Source organism: Pseudomonas sp. IPO3778 (genome assembly GCF_013386825.1).
Taxonomy (GTDB): domain Bacteria; phylum Pseudomonadota; class Gammaproteobacteria; order Pseudomonadales; family Pseudomonadaceae; genus Aquipseudomonas.
Map to the genome: position 1 here is coordinate 1 of NZ_JACARC010000005.1, position 17,044 is coordinate 17,044.

The 17,044-nt window shown below is 62.3% G+C and carries 19 protein-coding genes; 12 read left to right on the top strand and 7 right to left on the bottom strand.

Annotated features, from left to right (window positions below):
• Positions 1–357: 357 nt before the first annotated feature.
• Positions 358–645 (top strand): hypothetical protein, encoded by a 288-nt coding sequence (locus HX855_RS00760; protein WP_177089696.1) that lies wholly within the window; start codon positions 358–360, stop codon positions 643–645.
• A gap of 21 nt (positions 646–666) precedes the next feature.
• Here the strand turns inward: HX855_RS00760 and HX855_RS00765 are convergent, their stop codons facing one another.
• Positions 667–2,382: an amidase gene (locus HX855_RS00765; RefSeq protein WP_177089695.1), complete on the bottom strand. Its 1,716-nt coding sequence runs from the start codon at positions 2,380–2,382 to the stop codon at positions 667–669.
• A gap of 151 nt (positions 2,383–2,533) precedes the next feature.
• On the opposite strand from HX855_RS00765, the gene HX855_RS00770 reads away from it, so the two are divergent.
• Together HX855_RS00770 and HX855_RS00775 are read left to right on the top strand one after the other, a co-directional pair.
• Positions 2,534–2,839: a putative quinol monooxygenase gene (locus HX855_RS00770; RefSeq protein ID WP_177089694.1), complete on the top strand. Its 306-nt coding sequence runs from the start codon at positions 2,534–2,536 to the stop codon at positions 2,837–2,839.
• 86 nt (positions 2,840–2,925) lie between these two features.
• Positions 2,926–3,180, top strand: coding sequence for a hypothetical protein (locus HX855_RS00775; protein ID WP_177089693.1), 255 nt, complete (start codon positions 2,926–2,928; stop codon positions 3,178–3,180).
• Positions 3,181–3,194: 14 nt separating this feature from the next.
• On the opposite strand, the gene HX855_RS00780 is transcribed toward HX855_RS00775, so the two are convergent.
• A complete protein-coding gene (locus tag HX855_RS00780; protein WP_177089692.1) occupies positions 3,195–3,995 on the bottom strand; it encodes an SDR family oxidoreductase in 801 nt (266 codons plus the stop codon).
• A 120-nt stretch (positions 3,996–4,115) separates the two neighbouring features.
• Between HX855_RS00780 and HX855_RS00785 the strand changes: the two genes are divergently transcribed.
• The 4 genes from HX855_RS00785 (at position 4,116) to HX855_RS33735 (ending at position 7,783) form a co-directional block, all read left to right on the top strand.
• Positions 4,116–4,640 carry a MarR family winged helix-turn-helix transcriptional regulator gene (locus tag HX855_RS00785; RefSeq protein ID WP_177089691.1) on the top strand — a complete coding sequence of 175 codons (525 nt, stop codon included), beginning with the start codon at positions 4,116–4,118 and terminating at the stop codon, positions 4,638–4,640.
• 293 nt (positions 4,641–4,933) lie between these two features.
• The gene (locus HX855_RS00790; RefSeq protein ID WP_177089690.1) at positions 4,934–7,081 is read left to right on the top strand and encodes a TonB-dependent receptor domain-containing protein; all 2,148 of its coding nucleotides are present in this window, start codon (positions 4,934–4,936) and stop codon (positions 7,079–7,081) included.
• A gap of 118 nt (positions 7,082–7,199) precedes the next feature.
• Positions 7,200–7,463 (top strand): type II toxin-antitoxin system ParD family antitoxin, encoded by a 264-nt coding sequence (locus HX855_RS00795; protein ID WP_177089689.1) that lies wholly within the window; start codon positions 7,200–7,202, stop codon positions 7,461–7,463.
• Positions 7,464–7,468: 5 nt separating this feature from the next.
• Complete coding sequence (locus HX855_RS33735; protein WP_177089688.1) at positions 7,469–7,783, top strand: type II toxin-antitoxin system RelE/ParE family toxin; 315 nt, start codon at positions 7,469–7,471, stop codon at positions 7,781–7,783.
• Here the strand turns inward: HX855_RS33735 and HX855_RS00805 are convergent.
• Positions 7,704–8,042 (bottom strand): hypothetical protein, encoded by a 339-nt coding sequence (locus HX855_RS00805; RefSeq protein WP_177089687.1) that lies wholly within the window; start codon positions 8,040–8,042, stop codon positions 7,704–7,706. The two genes, HX855_RS33735 and HX855_RS00805, sit on opposite strands and share 80 nt — an antisense overlap.
• Entirely contained in the window at positions 8,039–8,206 is a 168-nt protein-coding gene (locus tag HX855_RS00810; protein ID WP_177089686.1) for a hypothetical protein, read from the bottom strand. Before HX855_RS00810 ends, HX855_RS00805 begins: the two co-directional genes overlap by 4 nt.
• A gap of 211 nt (positions 8,207–8,417) precedes the next feature.
• Here HX855_RS00810 and HX855_RS00815 point away from each other — a divergent pair, with 211 nt between their 5' ends.
• The 4 genes from HX855_RS00815 (at position 8,418) to HX855_RS00830 (ending at position 13,588) form a co-directional block, all read left to right on the top strand.
• Positions 8,418–9,263: a DNA/RNA non-specific endonuclease gene (locus tag HX855_RS00815; protein WP_177089685.1), complete on the top strand. Its 846-nt coding sequence runs from the start codon at positions 8,418–8,420 to the stop codon at positions 9,261–9,263.
• A 258-nt stretch (positions 9,264–9,521) separates the two neighbouring features.
• The gene (locus tag HX855_RS00820; RefSeq protein ID WP_177089684.1) at positions 9,522–10,067 is read left to right on the top strand and encodes a sigma-70 family RNA polymerase sigma factor; all 546 of its coding nucleotides are present in this window, start codon (positions 9,522–9,524) and stop codon (positions 10,065–10,067) included.
• The gene (locus tag HX855_RS00825; RefSeq protein ID WP_177089683.1) at positions 10,064–11,008 is read left to right on the top strand and encodes a FecR family protein; all 945 of its coding nucleotides are present in this window, start codon (positions 10,064–10,066) and stop codon (positions 11,006–11,008) included. The genes HX855_RS00820 and HX855_RS00825 overlap by 4 nt, the downstream gene beginning before the upstream one ends.
• A 90-nt stretch (positions 11,009–11,098) precedes the next feature.
• On the top strand, positions 11,099–13,588 hold the full coding sequence (locus HX855_RS00830) for a TonB-dependent siderophore receptor (protein WP_177089682.1): 2,490 nt from the start codon (positions 11,099–11,101) through the stop codon (positions 13,586–13,588).
• Between the two features lie 55 nt (positions 13,589–13,643).
• Here HX855_RS00830 and HX855_RS00835 read toward each other — a convergent pair whose 3' ends face one another.
• The 3 genes from HX855_RS00835 to HX855_RS00845 form a co-directional block, all read right to left on the bottom strand.
• The gene (locus HX855_RS00835; protein WP_177089681.1) at positions 13,644–14,237 is read right to left on the bottom strand and encodes a TIGR00730 family Rossman fold protein; all 594 of its coding nucleotides are present in this window, start codon (positions 14,235–14,237) and stop codon (positions 13,644–13,646) included.
• Between the two features lie 83 nt (positions 14,238–14,320).
• A complete protein-coding gene (locus HX855_RS00840; protein ID WP_177089680.1) occupies positions 14,321–15,733 on the bottom strand; it encodes a PLP-dependent aminotransferase family protein in 1,413 nt (470 codons plus the stop codon).
• 17 nt (positions 15,734–15,750) lie between these two features.
• Positions 15,751–16,353 (bottom strand): FMN-dependent NADH-azoreductase, encoded by a 603-nt coding sequence (locus HX855_RS00845; RefSeq protein WP_177089679.1) that lies wholly within the window; start codon positions 16,351–16,353, stop codon positions 15,751–15,753.
• Positions 16,354–16,548: 195 nt separating this feature from the next.
• Here HX855_RS00845 and HX855_RS00850 point away from each other — a divergent pair, with 195 nt between their 5' ends.
• On the top strand, positions 16,549–16,995 hold the full coding sequence (locus HX855_RS00850) for a carboxymuconolactone decarboxylase family protein (protein WP_177089678.1): 447 nt from the start codon (positions 16,549–16,551) through the stop codon (positions 16,993–16,995).
• Positions 16,996–17,044 lie beyond the last annotated feature (49 nt).

Below are 17,044 nucleotides of genomic sequence, written 5' to 3' on the forward strand. Positions count from 1 at the left end.
GAAGAAACGGATATGTACTCGCTCCACCTCCAAACGCCAACAACGAACCCCCTTCGCCTACGGAAGAACCAAGTTGAAAGCACGCCTGAGGAAGGTACAAAAAAATCGGCGCTTACGTTTCGCTTCCATCGACGGACCCGGAGAGATCGCAAAAGGCCGGCGAGCAAAATGAACAGCAACAAGGCGGCAAGCGCGAGGGGTTTTGGGCCCTGTTCCATAGGGTGACCCCGTGTCCGTGAAGTTTTGTAAGTCCTTTCCCTGTTTACTGTAGGAGCAGGGCTTTCTCCCGATGCAACACTTGAAACAACACCCCCCTCGGCCATAGCCTCACGCTTTTCCTGACACTGAGGCCCGGCATTGGGTAAGCGAAAAACGGTTTGGCCCACGGAGCGGGAAGTTCGACTGCGCTTTATCCTGCTGGCAATCATTGAAACCGCCTGTGATCGGGGCGTTCCCATCGAGCGGCTTCTGCTCTCGTACATCCTCCTGCGCAACAAGCCGAGCCAAGAGCAGCTTTGGGAGGCAATCAGCGACTGCCTGCTCCTCGATGAGATGCGCGGCTTTCGCTTTGAACCCGGGTCGGAAGCGGATCGGTTGATGCGCCAACTCGGCGATGATGATGCAAGGAAAGGGATTGGAACCTGAACCGTTCCAATCCCTTTTTGTTTACGGCATGCTCACCACCAACCCCGGCGTGCGCGGCGGTACCCGGCGCTTGCTCCCGGTCGACTCATACGCCGACGCCAATCGCAGCAGCGCCGAATCGTCATACGCCCGGCCAGCAAAGGTCAGCCCCACCGGCATGCCGATGTCCGCCATGATGCCCATCGGTACCGTCACCGTCGGTACGCCCAGGTGCCGAATGGCGAGGTTGCCGTTGGCCACCCATACGCCGTTGCTCCAGGCGATATCCGCCGACGCCAGGTTCACGTCCGCATCCGCCGGGCCCACATCGGCGACGGTCGGAAAGATCACCGCGTCCAGCCCCAGCGTGTCCATCCAGTCTTCAAGGTCGATGCGCCGTGTCTGTTCGAGGCCGCGCAGGCCGTCGGGCACGGTGCTGATCCGGTCCCACGGCGTGATACCGCGCTCGGCCATGCGCACGTACTCGTCCATGCCAGCGGCCAGGTCGTCTTCGCGGTTGGGCAGGGTGCCGGGGTCGTGGGGGAAGATCTTCGGCCCGTCGACATCGGCCAGGCGGTTCAGCGTGGGGTCGTTGTTGGCCCGCAGAAAATCATCGAACGCCCAGGCCGAGAGTTCCCACAATTCATCGTGGAGGAATTCCTTGGAGACCAGGCCACGGGTAAACACTTTCGGCGCGCCCGGGCGGTCGCCTTCGCAATTGGAGACCAACGGGAAATCCACGTCGACCACTTCTGCGCCCGCCGCTTCGAGGGCGTTGCGCGCCGCTTCCCAGAGGTCAATCACCGAGGCGCGGGTGTTGATGCGCTGGCCGGTGGGGCCGCCGATTCCCGGCTCGTCGCTGGTGCCGGCTTCCGGGTCGGCGTTGATGTACATGCGCGGCACGCCGAAGCGTTTGCCGGCGAGTGCCTCGCCGGTCGCGGCCAGGGCTCCATAAGATGCAGGGCGTACCGAGGCCACGCCGGGGATCGGCACCCAGGGCTGCATCCGCCACAGGTCGCCGCGTGTGTCGGGGTCTTCGGCCACTACCACGTCGAGCACTTCAAGCAGGTCGGCCATGGTGCGCGCATAGGGCACGACCACATCCATGGTCGGGGTCAGCGGCCAGTTGCCGCGCACCGAGATCACGCCACGGGACGGGGTGTACGCACACAGGCCATTGTTGGACGCCGGGCCGCGCCCGCTGGACCAGGTTTCTTCCGCCAGGCCAAAGGCCGCGAAGCTGGCCGCAGTGGCGGTACCGGCGCCGTTGGAGGAACCAGAGGCGAAGGGGGCGGTGAGGTAGTTGGCGTTGTACGGGCTCTCGGCCCGGCCATACACACCGCGCTGCATGCCGCCGTTGGCCATGGGCGGCATGTTGGTCTTGCCCAGGCAAATGGCGCCGGTGGCGCGCAGCCGCTCGATGGTGAAGGCATCGCGGTAGGCCGTCAGGTTCGCGAACGCCGGGCTGCCGGAAGCAGCGGTGAGGCCCTTGACCAGGTAGCTGTCCTTGGCCGTATAGGGAATGCCGTCGAGCGGTCCCAGGGTTTTGCCGTTGGCGCGGCGTGTATCGGAGGCCCGGGCCTCCTCAAGCGCTTGCGGGTTGCGCACCACCACAGCGTTCAGAGCGGTGGCGGTGTGGGGGGCATCGTAGGCGTCGATCCGGGCGAGGTAGGCCTCTACCAGTTCAACCGCGGTGGTCTGGCCGGACTCGAGTGCCGCGCGCAGCTGGGCAATGGAAACTTCGGTTACTTCGATCACGTGGTTATCGCCGGGTGCAGAAAAGGGGAGGGCTTGAGGGCTGACTCAATCCATTCAGTGAAAGTAGCTTACTGATAGATTTTTCGTAGCGCCAGAGCATGGCATCCCTTACTGTGGCCCCTCACTTTCCTTATTGATAACGGTGCTGTTTATGTCCGATGAAGTGCGGCTTGTCGTCATCATCAATACCCAGCCTGGGCGGGGTGCGGACCAGTTGGCCGCGTTTGCCAGGCTCGCTCCGCAGGTGCGGGCCGAAACGGGTTGCATCCAGTACGACCTGCATCCGGTGGAAGGCAACCGCGACAGCTTTGTGTTGATCGAGACGTGGGCGTCAAAGGCGGCGCTCAAGGATCACCACGCTGCGCCCCACATGCTGGAAGCCGCGAAGCACAACCCGACATTCCGTGCCGGCCCCGCCAACGTCTTGGTGCTGGAACCCGCCGTCCAGACGCTCTGACTTCAATCCGTTGGCTCAAGGGTTTATCATCGGCCCTTCATTTTTTGCTGCCCGGAAAGAGTTCGATGGTGTTTACAAGGACTGTCATGGCGAGCGCACTGCTCGCCGTTCTGGCCACCCAGGCCCACGCGTCCAACCTGGACCTGACTTACGAAGCGCCCATCCTCAGCGCCGTACCCCTCATCCCGCAGGCTGAGCCCAAGCCGCGCTTCCCGGTCAAAAGCCTGGCGCCGGTGACCGTGGAAAACAGCTGCACCGGCCCCGAGTGTACGTACGAAACCGACATCAGCCTGCCCCGTGAGGAGCAGACTGTGCGGCGCATTTCCATCGGTATTCAATAAGACCAACGGGTGCCTCAGACAATCCCGTACCGAGGTGCCGGTTTACCCGTCTGCGTGGCCGCAAACAACGCGCCGCGCGCGGCATCGTAGGTATCCCACAACCCGCCATCGGCTACCGAAGGCCAGGTGATCGACTCGCCCTGGTCAAGCCCGGCCAATGCCGCGTCCACCAGATTTTCAGTGGTCATGACCGACTCTTTTTGCAGTGCGGAAAGCGGAATGCCCGACTCGTCCCAAATCTCGGTAGCGGTGGACGCCGGCAACACGATCTGCACCTTCACCGCGGTTTCTGCCAGCTCTGCCTGCAAGCCACGGCTGAACGCCAGGACATAGCTCTTGGTGCCGCTGTATACGGAACTGACCGGCAGCGAGTGCACGCCCAATACCGACGCCACGTTGATGATCACACCTTCATTACGCACCAGCATACCGGGCAACACCGCGTGGGTCAGGCGGGTGAGGGCGGTGATGTTCAGGGCGATCTGGGTCATGGAGTCCTCGACCGAGGACTGTGCCAGCGGGTGCAGGCGGGCCAGGCCGGCGTTATTTACCAGCACCTGGATCGCCGGGTTGCTGGCGAGCAGGCTTTCTACGCGGGCCAGGTCCGCAGGGTTGACCAGGTCGGCGCCAAGGGTCTGGACCTGGCGCCCATGGGCCTGGGTGATCTTCGCCGCCAGGGCTTTCAGGCGGTCTTCACGACGGGCCACCAGGATCAAATCGTAGCCGCGAGCCGCCAATCGGTCGGCATACACCGCACCAATACCGGAGGACGCGCCTGTGATGAGGGCAATTTTTGTGGAAGCGGGGGTCGACATGAACGGCTCCAATAGATGAGTACTCAACCAATATTGTTGAGGGCTCAAGTTATAAGCTCGGGATTTGTCCTTGTCAATGGTTTAGTACTCAATCATTCTAGCGGCATGGAGGAACTGAAAATGCCAACAGAGAAGATCAACACCGATAACGCACGCGCCGACCTTTTGGGTCTGCTGGGCGACGTGGCGTGCACCAACAACGCGTTGCGCCGTGCCGCCAGGCGGCTGGGGCAACTGTATGACGAGGCGCTGGCACCGATTGGCCTGAAGGCCACACAAGTTGGCCTGCTGGGTGAAATCACCCGGTTGGCAGCGGATGACGAGCAGGGAGGGCCGACGTTGCAGGAGCTGGCCGGGCGCCTGGCGATCCTGATGTCGGCCCTGACCCACGCCATGAAGCCGCTGGTGCGCGACGGGATTGTCGAACTGCGCCCGGATGCGTCGGACAAGCGCACCAAGCGCTGCGTGCTCACGCCCAAGGGCGAGGCGCTGTTCAGCGAGGCGCTGGTGTACTGGGCGAGCGCCAATAACCGGGTGGAGGAAGTGCTGGGGCATGAGTCGGCGGCGCAGCTGCGGGGCATGGCGGACCATGTCGCCTCGGATGAGTTTTTGGCGGACTACAACGGCCGGTCAGTCCAGGCATAAACTTGATCTTTGGTTATCAGACAGACGCCGTCCGCCCATCCAATCGATGGCTTACGAGGGGGTGATCAGTGGGACGGCCACGATCTCGAATCTGCCATCGGCACTCACCCGTGACCCGTACCACTGATTGCCATCAATACTGAGCGTGTTTTTGTTCACTCGATGTGGACTTAACGTTGATGGGCGTCTGTCCGTTCATCAGTGGTGACCCGCCGTGCCCCGCAGGCATCCCACCACAGACCTTGTGCCGGACCCAGCCCGTCGCAACACCGAATTCCAAGGATTTACCCCTCATGCCCCCCGCGTTTCTGTTCCCCGCCCGAAAAGCCTGGCCCTTGCTGGGCTTTGGCGCCGCCCTGAGTTTCAGCCAGGCCACTCAAGCCGATGACACCCTGCAACTGGCCCCCGTTGAAGTCAGCAGCGCCGAACTCAGCGCCGACGAACTGGCCCAGGCCCAACTCAAGAGCGTGCCCGGCGCTACCAACTACATCGACATGGGCAGCGTCGACCAGGGGCGGGTGAGCACCAACGAAGACGTCTTCAAATACCAGGCCGGTGTATACGCCAAGGCGGCCAACAACGAAGGGGTGAAGCTTTCGATCCGTGGTTCGGGCATCAACCGTGGCCCCGGCGCCCATGCATCCGGCCTGTACGAAACCTTTGACGGCCTGCCACTGACCGGCCCGGGTGGCACGCCCTACGAACTCAAGGACCCGTTGTGGCTCAGCCGGGTTGAAGTGCTGCGCGGCGCCAACGGTTTTGACCGGGGCGCGTTGGCCTTGGGCGGGGCGGTCAACTACGTGACCCACACCGGCTACGACGCCCCCACGTTGCAAGTGCGCTACGAAGCCGGCAGCCATGGCTACGGCCAGCGGGAAATCAGTTCGGGGCAGGTGCTGGGGGATGCCGACTACTACATCAGCCTCACCGACTCCCACTACGACGGCTTCCAGCACCACAGCGCCGGCAGCGGCAAGGGCATGGCGGCCAACTTCGGCTACCGCTTCAATCCGGACCTGGAAACCCGCTTCTACTTCCGCTACCGCGAAACCGACAACGATTCCCCCGGCAAGCTGACCCGCGAGCAGATCAGCCATGACCCACGCGCCGCTGCCAGTCTCAACGTGACGCGGGACTCGAAACGCACGCAACCGGGCTCCACCTGGATCGCCAACAAGACCACCTTGCACCTGGACGACAACGCCAGGGTCGAAGTCGGGCTGGCGTATCACGACTACCCGATGGACTTGCGCGAGGGCACCAACCGCCTCAAGGTCGCGTACACCGACGTCAGTGGCACTGTGAATTACATCCGCCAGGACACGTTGTTCGGGCGCGACAGCAAGACCACCCTCGGCCTGCGCACCACCCAGGCGATGCCGAATAACGGCGGCTCGGAGTTCGTGCGGATTCCCACCGGCAATACGGCGGGCTACGCGCCCGGCACCAAGACCCGCGACTACAGCTACCTGGGTTCCGACAGCGTGCTGCATATCGGCAATGACCTGGAGCTGATGCCGGACCTTTGGCTGACCACCGGGCTGGCGGCGATCTACACCCGCCGCGAAACCGAAGTCAGCTATCCAGAGACCCACACACCCGTCAGCCAGCACGATTGGGACTACGCACCACGGGTGGGCCTGCGCTATGACTTCAGCCCGCAGCTGCAGGTGTACGGCAACCTGAGCCGCTCGGTTGAGCCGCCCCATGCGTGGTCGATGATCTGGGGTTCCAACCTGTATTTCCCCAAGGGCAGCGGCCCGGCGACCGGCCTGCAACGTGAAGGCGTGAAACTGAAAAACCAGACCGCCACCACCCTGGAAGTCGGCGGGCGCGGTGAAGAGTGGTTCGGCCAGTGGGATCTGGCGCTGTACCGTTCCGAGGTACGCCACGAACTGCTCAGCGTCGAAACCCAGGCCGCGACGTCTACCACGTCCGCCATCATCGCCGAATCCAACGCCAGCCCCACCGTGCACCAAGGCCTGGAACTGAGCCTGATCAGCCCGCTGTGGGACGGCGGCCGCACTGGCCAGCTCGCCCTGCGCCAGGCCTATACCTACAGTGACTTCCGTTACCGCAACGACGACCGCTTCGGCGACAACACCTTGCCCGGCGTTCCCAAGCACTACTACCAGGCGCAACTGCGCTACAGCCACCCGAGCGGTTTCTACACCAGCCTCAACGGCGAGCATTCATCGCGGGTGGCGGTGGACTACGCCAACTCCTACTACGCAGCGGCCTATACGCTACTCGGCGCGACGCTCGGGTATGACGCGCCGAAGCACGACTGGCAAGCGTGGGTCGACCTGCGCAACCTGACCAACCAGCGCTACGCGAATACGGTCACGCCGGGTTATGACGACAAAGGCATGGATGTGGCGCGGTCGACGCCGGGGGATGGCATGGGGGTGTACACCGGGGTTTCCTGGAGCTGGCGCTGAGGCACAATCCCTGCGTCGGGCAGGTGGCTCGTCCGGTTTTGCTATCCACGGCTTGCGATTGAAATGGCTCAAAACTACTATCTATTAGTATCCAATCCCAGTTGTAAGGAGAGTAACCATGGCTACCAGCGTCGCTTTGAGCCCTCACTTTGAGGATTTTATCCAGCAGCAACTGGCTTCGGGTCGTTTTAATAATGTGAGTGAAGTCATTCGCGCAGGGTTGCGCTTGTTGGAGGAACAGCAGCAACAGTTCGCGGCCAGGCAGCTTGAGTTAAAAGCGGCTTTGGCAGAGGGGCTTGCCAGCGGAAAGCCGCGTTTGGCGGACGAGGTATTCGACGAACTTGAAGCTAAATTCCGCGATTTGGTCAAAACCAGGGGTTAGTACGCATGAGGCTACTGATCACGCCGAGTGCTGTTCAGGATATCGAAGATATCGGTTTTTACATTGCGCAGGACAATGCTCGACGAGCCCTCAGTTTTATTGGCGAGTTGAGACAACAATTTCGGATAATCGCGTCGACGCCATTGGCCTATCGCAGCCGAAAGGAGCTGGGTGAGAACCTGCGTTCCAGCGGCTACGGACGCTATGTGATTTTCTTTGAGTGTTCCGATGAGCTCGTCACTATTGTTCGGGTGTTGCACGAGGCTCGTGACCTGGGTGCTCAATTAAGCCCTCAAGTCGGGCCTGCTCCCATGCACTGAGCAAGGCGACCGGATCGGTACCGAAACGCTGCCAGTTCTCGGGGCTGCCGGTCCTGCCGTCAGGGGCTTCGCAGGAGAGGCAGCCGCGAAGTACGCCATCGTGCGCCAGCAGCGTGATCTGCCAACCCTCCACGCGAAACAGCTTCCCATCGATCTCGATCGGGGACGCTGCAACCTCCACGGTACGGGTGCCAAGGGCGATGTCCTTGAGCAACTGGTAAGCCTCCCGCGCAGAGACGGTCGAGGTGGATGGAGTCATGAAGATGAGCCTTTTCCGAGGGCGTGCAGTGTCGCTTTCCTGAGCGGGTGTTTCAAGTTTGGAGCATCAGTCCATGCGCCGGTTTTTTTGCTTTTAACGCTGGTTTTTTTGTAACAATTGCGTGTATAAGATAAAGCCTGCTCAACTGAAAGATAAATGTTCATGAGCAGTTAGTTCCTTGCGCCACTGGCGTGGGCACTTAAGCGGGTACGCACATGGAATGTCGCGGTACGCGCAAATACAGTTATCCAACTGTCAGCAATCAACTTGATAGCGTTGTCATCTCATTACGAAGTGGCTGGCATCCTGTCAAGGTCAATTGCGTCCGCTTTATCCATTCAAACTTAACTAATCTGTTGTAAATGGAGTATGACCATGCAAAGGAAAGCACTGTTCAAATACGTCGCGTTGTTGTGGGTGCCGCTGATGGCGGGCTGTATCAGCACCCCGCCTTCACGGGTGCCGGAGCGCGCCATTCAGGCGCCTGTGGAGCAGGCCGTCACGGTCGATAACTGCTCTGAAGGTTGCCCTTCCGGCGGCGGGCCGCTGACGTTGAATCGCCAGGCCTACACCCTCAATAACAACGCGTCGACCAAGTTTGCCAACTGGGTCGCCTACCGGATTACCAAGTCCACACCGGCCAGCGGTCGCCCGCGTAATTGGCAGACGGATCCGGACATTCCTGCGGGTGAAACCCTTGACCCGGTTGACTATAACGGCGCCAACGTGGCGTTGAAGGTCGACCGCGGGCACCAGGCAAACCTCGCGTCGATGGCCGGGGTTGCCGACTGGCAAACCCTCAATTACCTGTCCAACATTACCCCGCAAAAGTCCGATCTGAACCAGGGGCCGTGGGCACACCTGGAGGATCAGGAGCGCAAGCTGAGCCAGGACGCGACGGTGGATGAGGTGTATGTGATGACCGGCCCGCTGTATGAGAAATTCATCGGCACCTTGCCGGGCACTAATAAGGTCCACACAATTCCCAGCGGTTACTGGAAGATTGTGTCTGTGGGCAAGTCGCCGCAAGACGGTCTTTATGCGTCCTTCATCATGAATCAGGAAACACCCAAGGGCGCCAACTTCTGTGACTACCGTGCCACGGTTGAACAGATTGAACAACGTTCCGGGCTGACATTCTGGAGTGAGTTGCCGCAAGCGGTGCAAACGGCACTTAAGTCAAAACAAGGGCAACTGCCGCAGAGAATCGGCTGCAAGTAAGCGCCGCGCGCTAAGTTTTATTGTTAGTTATCATTGGCCCCTTAAGTGGGCAGGCACAAGCGTGCCTGTCGACTAAGGGGCGTTTTAATTAAGTCAGGTATTAACCCATCGCTTAACAAGCCCTTATTGTCTACCCGCGTCCGGCTCACTGCAGGTCACCCACGTCGGCTTCGATTGGCGAGCCCCCTTGCTCCCCCTTCGTTTTACTGTCATCGTTCGCGCAATTGGTAATCTTTCTTGTTTGAGAAATTTTTGCGCATGCACGACTTTCCTGTCGCTGAGGGTGATATAGCCCGTCGCCAGCAGACCCTCACCGCCCTCTACAGTGACCACCATTCGTGGCTGCACGGTTGGCTGCGCAAGAAACTTGGCTGCTCGCACCATGCGGCAGACCTGGCCCACGACGCGTTTATCCGCATCCTGCTGCTGGCCGACCCCCACACCATCAAGGAACCTCGGGCTTTTCTGGCGACGACGGCGGGGCGCTTGATGATTGATGGCGCGCGCCGGCGGCGGATCGAGAAGGCCTATATGGAAGCCCTGGCGATTCAGCGTGAAGACGCCGGCATGCCCGACCCGGCGGCGATTCATGTGGCGCTCCAGGCCCTGGAACGCATCGCCGAGATGCTCACCGGCTTGCCCGCCAAGGCCCGCGAAGCCTTCCTGCTCAGCCGGCTCGACGGCCTGACCTACAGCGAAATCGCCGCACAATTGCAGGTGTCACCCAGCACCGTGAAGAACTACATCTCCAGCGCGCTGGTGCACTGCTATCACACCCTGCATGGGGCGGACCCGCTGTCGTGAATTCCGAGCAGATCATCAGTGAAGCCGCTCGCTGGCTGACGCTGTTGCACGACGACCCCGTGACCGAGGCCGACCGCGCAGCCTTCGAGCGTTGGCGCCAGGCCGACCCACGGCACGCCGTCGCGATCGAGCGCATGCGCAGCCTCTGGGGCAGCCTCGACGACGTGCCCGCTGCCCCGGCGCGCGTCGCCCTCAACCGTGCATTCGCCCCGCAAAAACCCAGGTTCGCCGCCCGTGGCACCCAGGCTATCGCGCTGTTGGGTGTGTTGCTGTGCGGCTGGGCCGGGTTTGAGCGGATGCCCGTGTGGATGGCTGACCAGCGCACCAGCGTCGGTGAACGGCGCCAAGTGGCACTGGCGGATGGCAGCCAGGTGCAGCTCAACAGCAATTCGGCACTGGACGTGAAGTTCGACGGCCACCAACGGGTGATCGACCTGTTGCAGGGCGAGATGTGGGTCGAGGTGGCCAAGGACGCGCAGCGGCCGTTCGTGGTACGCACCAACCAGGGTACCGCCACGGCATTGGGCACGCGGTTCCTGGTGCGCAAGGCCGAAGATGGCTCCACCGTGGTCACTGTGATCGAGTCCACCGTGGCCGTCAAAGGCAACAGCGCGGGTGACGTGAAAGTGCCGGCAGGGCAGCAGTCCACACTCCAGGACGGACATGCCGGCGCCCCGCAACCCACCGGCAACGCTGACCCGGATGCCTGGACTCGCGGCTTGCTCAAGGTCGATGACCAACCCCTGAGCGAAGTGTTGCAAACCCTCGCCGGCTACCGCCATGGCCTGGTGCGCTTTGACCCGCAGGCACTGCAAGGGATGCGCGTGTCGGGGGTGTTTAAGCTAGATGACACTGGCGCGGCGCTGGCGTCATTGGCGGATAACCTGCCGATCAAAGTGGAGTACTTCACCGATTTGGTGGTGATGATCAAGCCGCTGTAGAAAAATCTGAATAAAAACCGCTCTCATTCATACCCGATTTTCCGACATGTCCGTCATGACTAATAGAACCCCCATTTCCCAGGACTTCTCATGTCGCGCCTTGCTCGTCCCTTACCGCCACTGGCCCTTTCAGTGGCCATGGCGTTTGCCGCCGTACCCCTGCTGACCGTCCAAGCGTCCTACGCGGCCGAAAGTGCCGCGTTCTCCATTCCCGCCGGCGACTTGAGCCAGGCCCTCAACAGCCTCGCCGAACAGGCGGGCCTGGTGCTGGCCTTCGATTCGAGCCTGACCCGCGGCAAACGCAGCAATGGCTTGAGCGGGCAATACAGCACCGATGCGGCCCTGGCCCAATTGCTGGCCGGCAGCGGCTTGCAAGCCCTGAAGATTGCCGACAACCGCTACCGCCTTGAAGTCATCCCCCACACCGATGGCGCCATGGAATTGCAGGCCACCACTATCAGCGGCGCCTATCAGTCGGAAAGCCCCACCGGCCCTGTGGCTGGCTACGTGGCCACCCGCAGCCTGTCGGGCACCAAGACCGACACCGCGTTGATCGAAACCCCGCAGTCGATCTCGGTGGTCACCAAAGACCAGATGCGTGCGCAGAACGCCGAAAGCCTCAACCAGATTTTGCGCTACAGCGCCGCCGTGATCCCGGAAACCCGTGGCTCCACCGCCTCCCGTCTCGACCAGTTGACCATCCGGGGCTTCGCCCCCGCGACCTACCTCGACGGCCTGCGCATGCCCTCGAGCCGGGATGCCTTGCCGCAAAAAGACGCTTTTGACCTGGAGCGCGTCGAAGTGCTGCGCGGGCCGGCGTCGGTGCTGTACGGGCAGGGCACCCCCAGCGGTGTGATCAACATGGTCAGCAAGCGTCCGCTGGACACGCCGTTCCATGAAGTCGGCGTCGAGTACGGCACCTTCAACAAGAAGCGCACCACCTTCGACTTGAGTGGCCCGCTGGACGATCAAGGCGTGTACTCCTACCGCGTCGCCGGCCTGTTCGACGATGCCGACGGGCAGATCGAGCACACCGAAACCCGCCGCCAATCCTTGTCCACGGCCTTCACCTGGCGCCCGGACGACAACACCTCGCTGACCTTGCTCGGGCATTTCCAGAAGGACCCCAAGGGCGCGTCCTACGGCTCGATGCCGGCCTGGGGCTCGGTGCTGCACAGCCCGACCGGGCGCAAGATCGACGTGGATTTCTACGACGGCGAAAAAAGCTTCGAGAAGAGCGACCGCGAGTATTACTCCATCGGCTACGCCTTCGAACATCACTTCAACGATGTGTGGACCGTGCGCCAGAACGCCCGCTACCTGCGCAGCGAAGGGCAGTACCGCAGCCTCTACAGCAACTACCTGGAAAGCGACTACCGCACCATTCGGCGCTCGACCACTGCCAGTGACGTGAACATCGACGCTTACGCCCTCGACAACCAGGTGCAGGCCAAATTCGACACTGGGCCGTTGCAGCACACCGTGCTGATGGGCGCCGATTACCAGAACACCAGCACCGACACCAAGTCGGGCAACGGCGTGTACACCGCAGGCCCTACGCTGGATATTTTCGACCCGGTCTACGGTGCGGCCGTGCCGGTACCGGCCTACACCAGCGATGCCACCTCCCGCAGTGAGCAAACCGGCGTGTACCTGCAGGAACAGATGAAGTGGGACAGATGGGTGCTGTTGATGGGCGGGCGCTATGACTGGGCTACCACCGACAACAGCACCCTGGCCATGGCCACCCAGAAAAAGACCCAGTCGTCCCAGGACAGCAAAGCCTTCACCGGCCGCCTGGGCCTGGTCTACCTGTTCGATAACGGCCTGGCGCCGTATGTCAGCTATTCGGAATCCTTCCAGCCGCAATCCGGCACGGGCTACGGCGGTTCCACGTTCCAGCCCACCGAAGGCAAGCAGACGGAAATCGGCATCAAGTACCAGCCGCCGGGCAGCAACAGCTTCATCACGGCAGCCATTTTCGACCTGCGCCAGACCAACGTGCCGACGCTGGACCCGGACGCTTCCCACCTGTGCAACGGCTCACGCTGCCAGGTGCAGGACGGTGAGGTGCAGTCCCGTGGCTTCGAACTGGAAGGCAAGGCCAGCCTGAACGACAACCTGGACATCACCGCGGCCTATGCCTACCTGGATAACCGCATCAGCAAGTCCAACAACACCGTGCGTTATGCGCCCATCAGCGACATCGGCGTGGGCCCGGCCATCGCGGCCGAAGGCACCACCACCTACGCCGTACCGCGCCATACCGCGTCGGCCTGGGCGGACTACACCCTGCACGACGGCACCCTGAAAGGCTTCGGCGTCGGCGCCGGTGCGCGGTATGTCGGTTCGTCGTGGGGCGATACCGCCAACACCCTGAAAGTGCCGGGCTACACCTTGTTCGATGCGGCGGTGCACTACGACATTCCGCACATCAACCGCCAGGGCGACAACCTGCGCCTGGCGGTAAACGCCACGAACCTGGCGAATAAGGAGTACGTCGCGTCCTGCTATTCCTACTCGTGGTGCTGGTATGGCTCACAGCGCACCGTGCAGGCGAGTGCCACGTATCAGTGGTAAATAAAAAGGCCTTGGCGAAAGGATTCGGGAGCAGCAGCGCCAAGGCCAAAAACAGTTAGTTCGCCATCGGTTCGATCAGTTTGGAAACCACCGGTGCCTGCCACTGCTCAAGGGCATCAATCAGGGCGCCGGGGTCTTCATTGAACATCAGCATCTGGCTGTGTTCGACCTTCATGAAGCCTTCCTTCACGGCGTGATCCAGCAGGCTGCGCACCGGGTTGAAGAACCCGGCGGTATTCAGGCACGCCACACCCTTGTGGTGCTCGCCCACTTGGGTCAGCGTGGCCGCTTCAAACAACTCCTCCAGTGTTCCCAGGCCGCCGGGCAGGGCAATAAAACCGTCGGCGCAGTCGCTCATGCGGGCCTTGCGGCTGCGCATGTCCCGGGTCACTTCATGCCGGGTGAGCCCGGCGTGGGAATGGCCGCGTTCATGGAGCAACCGGGTGATGATGCCGACGACTTCGCCCCCTTCAGCCAGCGCGGCATCCGCCACCACGCCCATCAAGCCTTTGTGGGTACCGCCGTAGACCAGGCGAATACCGCGCCGGGCGATTTCCCGGCCAAGGGCCTGGGCGCTTTCCACATACAGCGGGTTGAAGCCGAAATTGGTGCCGCAGAAAACCGCAAGGCTGCGTAGGGGCGTGGGCATGGAGACTCCAGGCGGGTGAGCACAAGCCGTCCAGCATGCCGGCGCCAGCCGGCGGGCGAAAGAGCCAAGAACCGCCTTGCGGGTCAGGCCATGAGTGCGTCCAGGATGCGTTTTCCAAGGGCTTCGGCGACGGCCTCGGACTCGATATTGGCAAAGCCCAGCAACAGGCCGGGGCCGGTCTGACCTCGGATATTCCAGTCGCTCAAGGCCTCGGCATAAATGCCGGCTTGCGCCAGGCGTTCCACGCACACGCGGTCCGACTGGTGGGCGTTCAGGCGCAGGATCACGTGCATCCCGCCCGGTTGGGCATCAATCGAAATCTGCTCGCCCAAGGCCTTGCGCAAGCCCCTGGCCGTGGCTTCCCGACGCTCACCGTAGAGTTTGCGCATGCGCTGGATATGCCGCGCAAAATGCCCTTCGGCCATGAACGTCGCAACGATCGCCTGGGTCAGCTCCGGGCAACCGCCGAGGAAGGTCTGGCTGACGTGTTCGAAGCGCGCCACTTGCGCCTCGGGCACCACCAGATAGGCGAGGCGGATACCGGGAAACAGCACCTTGCTGAACGTCCCGGCGTAGAGCACCCGGCCGTCACGGTCCAGGCTCTTGAGGGCCGGCAGCGGGCGGCTTACGTAACGGTATTCACCGTCGTAGTCGTCTTCGATGATCCAGGCCTGCTGGCGGCGAGCCCAATCCAGCAGTTCCAGGCGCCGGGGCAACGACAGCGAGACACACAGCGGGCTTTGATGGGCCGGCGTGACCACCACGGCGCGGGCGCCTTTGCCCTGTTGCACGGCCTGGGACACCTGCATGCCGTCCTGGTCCACCGGTACCGGTATGGCGTTGATACTCAGGTAATCCAGCAACGGTCGGGTGAACAGGTAGCCCGGGTCTTCCACCAGCACCCGGTCGCCCGGTTCCAGCAGTGCATGGGCGATCAGGCCCAGCGTATTGCGATAGCCCGAGGTGACGAAGATTTGCGCAGGCGAACAATGGATGCCCCGGGCGACCTGTAAATAGCTGGCAATCGCCGTGCGCAGCGAGTGCAGCCCGTAGACGCAGGGGTTGGCCATGTCGGCGACCTGAGTGGCCCGCACGCAGCGTGCGGCGATTTTCGACCAGATCTTGCGCGGGAACGCATCCAGTGCCGGCAGGCCCATCTGAAACGGCAGCACGGCAGCCTTGTGCCGGACGGCATTGTGGTCGCTGATGGCGGCGGGGCGCTCCGGCAGACTGGCCTTGATTCCTTCCGCCACCACGGTGCCGGCCTGGCCACGGGCCTGGATATAGCCTTCGGCCGCCAACAGCGAATACGCCGTGTCGATGGTGCCCCTGGCCAGTCCCAGCTCCTTGGCCAGGGCCCGGGCCGCGGGAATGCGTTCGCCCGGCTTGAGCACACCGTCGGCAATTGCGCTGCGGAACCGCCAGTAAAGTTGCCGGTAGATCGGCTCCGGGGCGCCGGCGTCCAGCGGTGAAAAGGCCTTGATCGAAGTGCTCATCCGGCGGCGAGTCCTGTTCAGATGGCGAAGTAGTCGTGCAGCGCCTGGTGGGTCTGGCGGCGGGTCTGGGCCAGGGTTTCCGGGCGTGAAGCGGTGCCTTCGACGGTGAAGAAGGTCACGTCGTGCAGGCCGATCATGCCCAGGATGGTTTTCAGGTACGGCGTCAGGAAGTCCGGCTGGTGGGCACGCTCCCCGGAAAATCGGCCGCCCGAGGCCACGGCGACGAACACGGGCCGGTCCTGCAATAAGCCAACCTTGCCCTGGGCCGAGATATCGAAGGTGCGGCGCACCCGCGCAATGTGATCGAGCCACAGCTTGAGGGCCGCCGGCACCGAGTAGTTATGCATGGGGGTGGCGATGACCACAATATCCGCCAGCTCCACTTCCCGCACCAGCCGTTCGGACTGGGCCATCGAGCCCTCTTGGGAGATGTCCACCGGCGACTGCTGGGACGTTGCATAAGGCTCGTCCACCGGCGCCAGGGCATTTCCAGCGATCAGGCGCTGCACCACCTCGGCGGCCGGGTGCCGTTGGCGCAGGCATTCGATGATCTGGTGGGAGAGCGCGTTGCTTTCCGACGCCGGCCCGCGAGGGCTGGCACTGACATGGAGAATATTCATGGTGCGGTGCTTCCTGGATGGATGGCCCTCAGTCTACGAACCCCATGACCCATGGCAAAGAGCCAAGAATCAAGATTCAGAGTAGGCCATGTCCGCGCCTTCATGGCCTGGTGTTCAAGCCAGATCATGGCTCTTTTGAGGTAGGCCATGGCGCCGCAAGATGGCGGCTTCATCCCACTGCGACAGGATTTCACCATGACAACGCGTCTCGACTACTCCAATGCCTCCCCTGAAGGTTACAAAGCGTTCGGCGGGGTTTACGTCTACCTGCAGAACAGTGGCCTGTCCAAGGCACTGATCGACCTGGTCTACCTGCGGGTGTCCCAGGTCAACGGCTGTGCCTTTTGCATCGACATGCACTCGCGGGACTTGCTCAAGCAAGGCCTGGCCGTGGACAAGCTGGTGCTGGTGCCGGTATGGCATGACGCTGGTGCTGTCTTCACCCAGCGTGAGCGCGTGGCGCTGGCGTTTGCTGAAGCCGTTACCGCCAGTGATGTGTCGGACGCGGACTACGCGGCGGCGGCTGCCGAGTTCAACGACAAGGAACTGGCTGACCTCACTTACGGTATTGCCTTGATGAATGCCTTCAACCGCCTGGGCATCACCTTCCGTACCACGCCAGCGGCGACTGCCAAGGCATAGCCCACGCGGATTCGGTGTGGCGGGGCTCCTCGCCACACACCTACTGTAT

Excerpts from the sequence above, each read along its gene's own strand:
- HX855_RS00770 (WP_177089694.1), top strand. The coding sequence starts at position 2,534 with ATGTCCGATGAAGTGCGGCTTGTCGTCATCATCAATACCCAGCCTGGG.
- HX855_RS00775 (WP_177089693.1), top strand. The coding sequence starts at position 2,926 with ATGGCGAGCGCACTGCTCGCCGTTCTGGCCACCCAGGCCCACGCGTCC.
- HX855_RS00780 (WP_177089692.1), bottom strand. The coding sequence starts at position 3,995 with ATGTCGACCCCCGCTTCCACAAAAATTGCCCTCATCACAGGCGCGTCC.
- HX855_RS00785 (WP_177089691.1), top strand. The coding sequence starts at position 4,116 with ATGCCAACAGAGAAGATCAACACCGATAACGCACGCGCCGACCTTTTG.
- HX855_RS00790 (WP_177089690.1), top strand. The coding sequence starts at position 4,934 with ATGCCCCCCGCGTTTCTGTTCCCCGCCCGAAAAGCCTGGCCCTTGCTG.
- HX855_RS00795 (WP_177089689.1), top strand. The coding sequence starts at position 7,200 with ATGGCTACCAGCGTCGCTTTGAGCCCTCACTTTGAGGATTTTATCCAG.
- HX855_RS33735 (WP_177089688.1), top strand. The coding sequence starts at position 7,469 with ATGAGGCTACTGATCACGCCGAGTGCTGTTCAGGATATCGAAGATATC.
- HX855_RS00805 (WP_177089687.1), bottom strand. The coding sequence starts at position 8,042 with ATGACTCCATCCACCTCGACCGTCTCTGCGCGGGAGGCTTACCAGTTG.
- HX855_RS00810 (WP_177089686.1), bottom strand. The coding sequence starts at position 8,206 with ATGAACATTTATCTTTCAGTTGAGCAGGCTTTATCTTATACACGCAAT.
- HX855_RS00815 (WP_177089685.1), top strand. The coding sequence starts at position 8,418 with ATGCAAAGGAAAGCACTGTTCAAATACGTCGCGTTGTTGTGGGTGCCG.
- HX855_RS00820 (WP_177089684.1), top strand. The coding sequence starts at position 9,522 with ATGCACGACTTTCCTGTCGCTGAGGGTGATATAGCCCGTCGCCAGCAG.
- HX855_RS00830 (WP_177089682.1), top strand. The coding sequence starts at position 11,099 with ATGTCGCGCCTTGCTCGTCCCTTACCGCCACTGGCCCTTTCAGTGGCC.
- HX855_RS00835 (WP_177089681.1), bottom strand. The coding sequence starts at position 14,237 with ATGCCCACGCCCCTACGCAGCCTTGCGGTTTTCTGCGGCACCAATTTC.
- HX855_RS00840 (WP_177089680.1), bottom strand. The coding sequence starts at position 15,733 with ATGAGCACTTCGATCAAGGCCTTTTCACCGCTGGACGCCGGCGCCCCG.
- HX855_RS00845 (WP_177089679.1), bottom strand. The coding sequence starts at position 16,353 with ATGAATATTCTCCATGTCAGTGCCAGCCCTCGCGGGCCGGCGTCGGAA.
- HX855_RS00850 (WP_177089678.1), top strand. The coding sequence starts at position 16,549 with ATGACAACGCGTCTCGACTACTCCAATGCCTCCCCTGAAGGTTACAAA.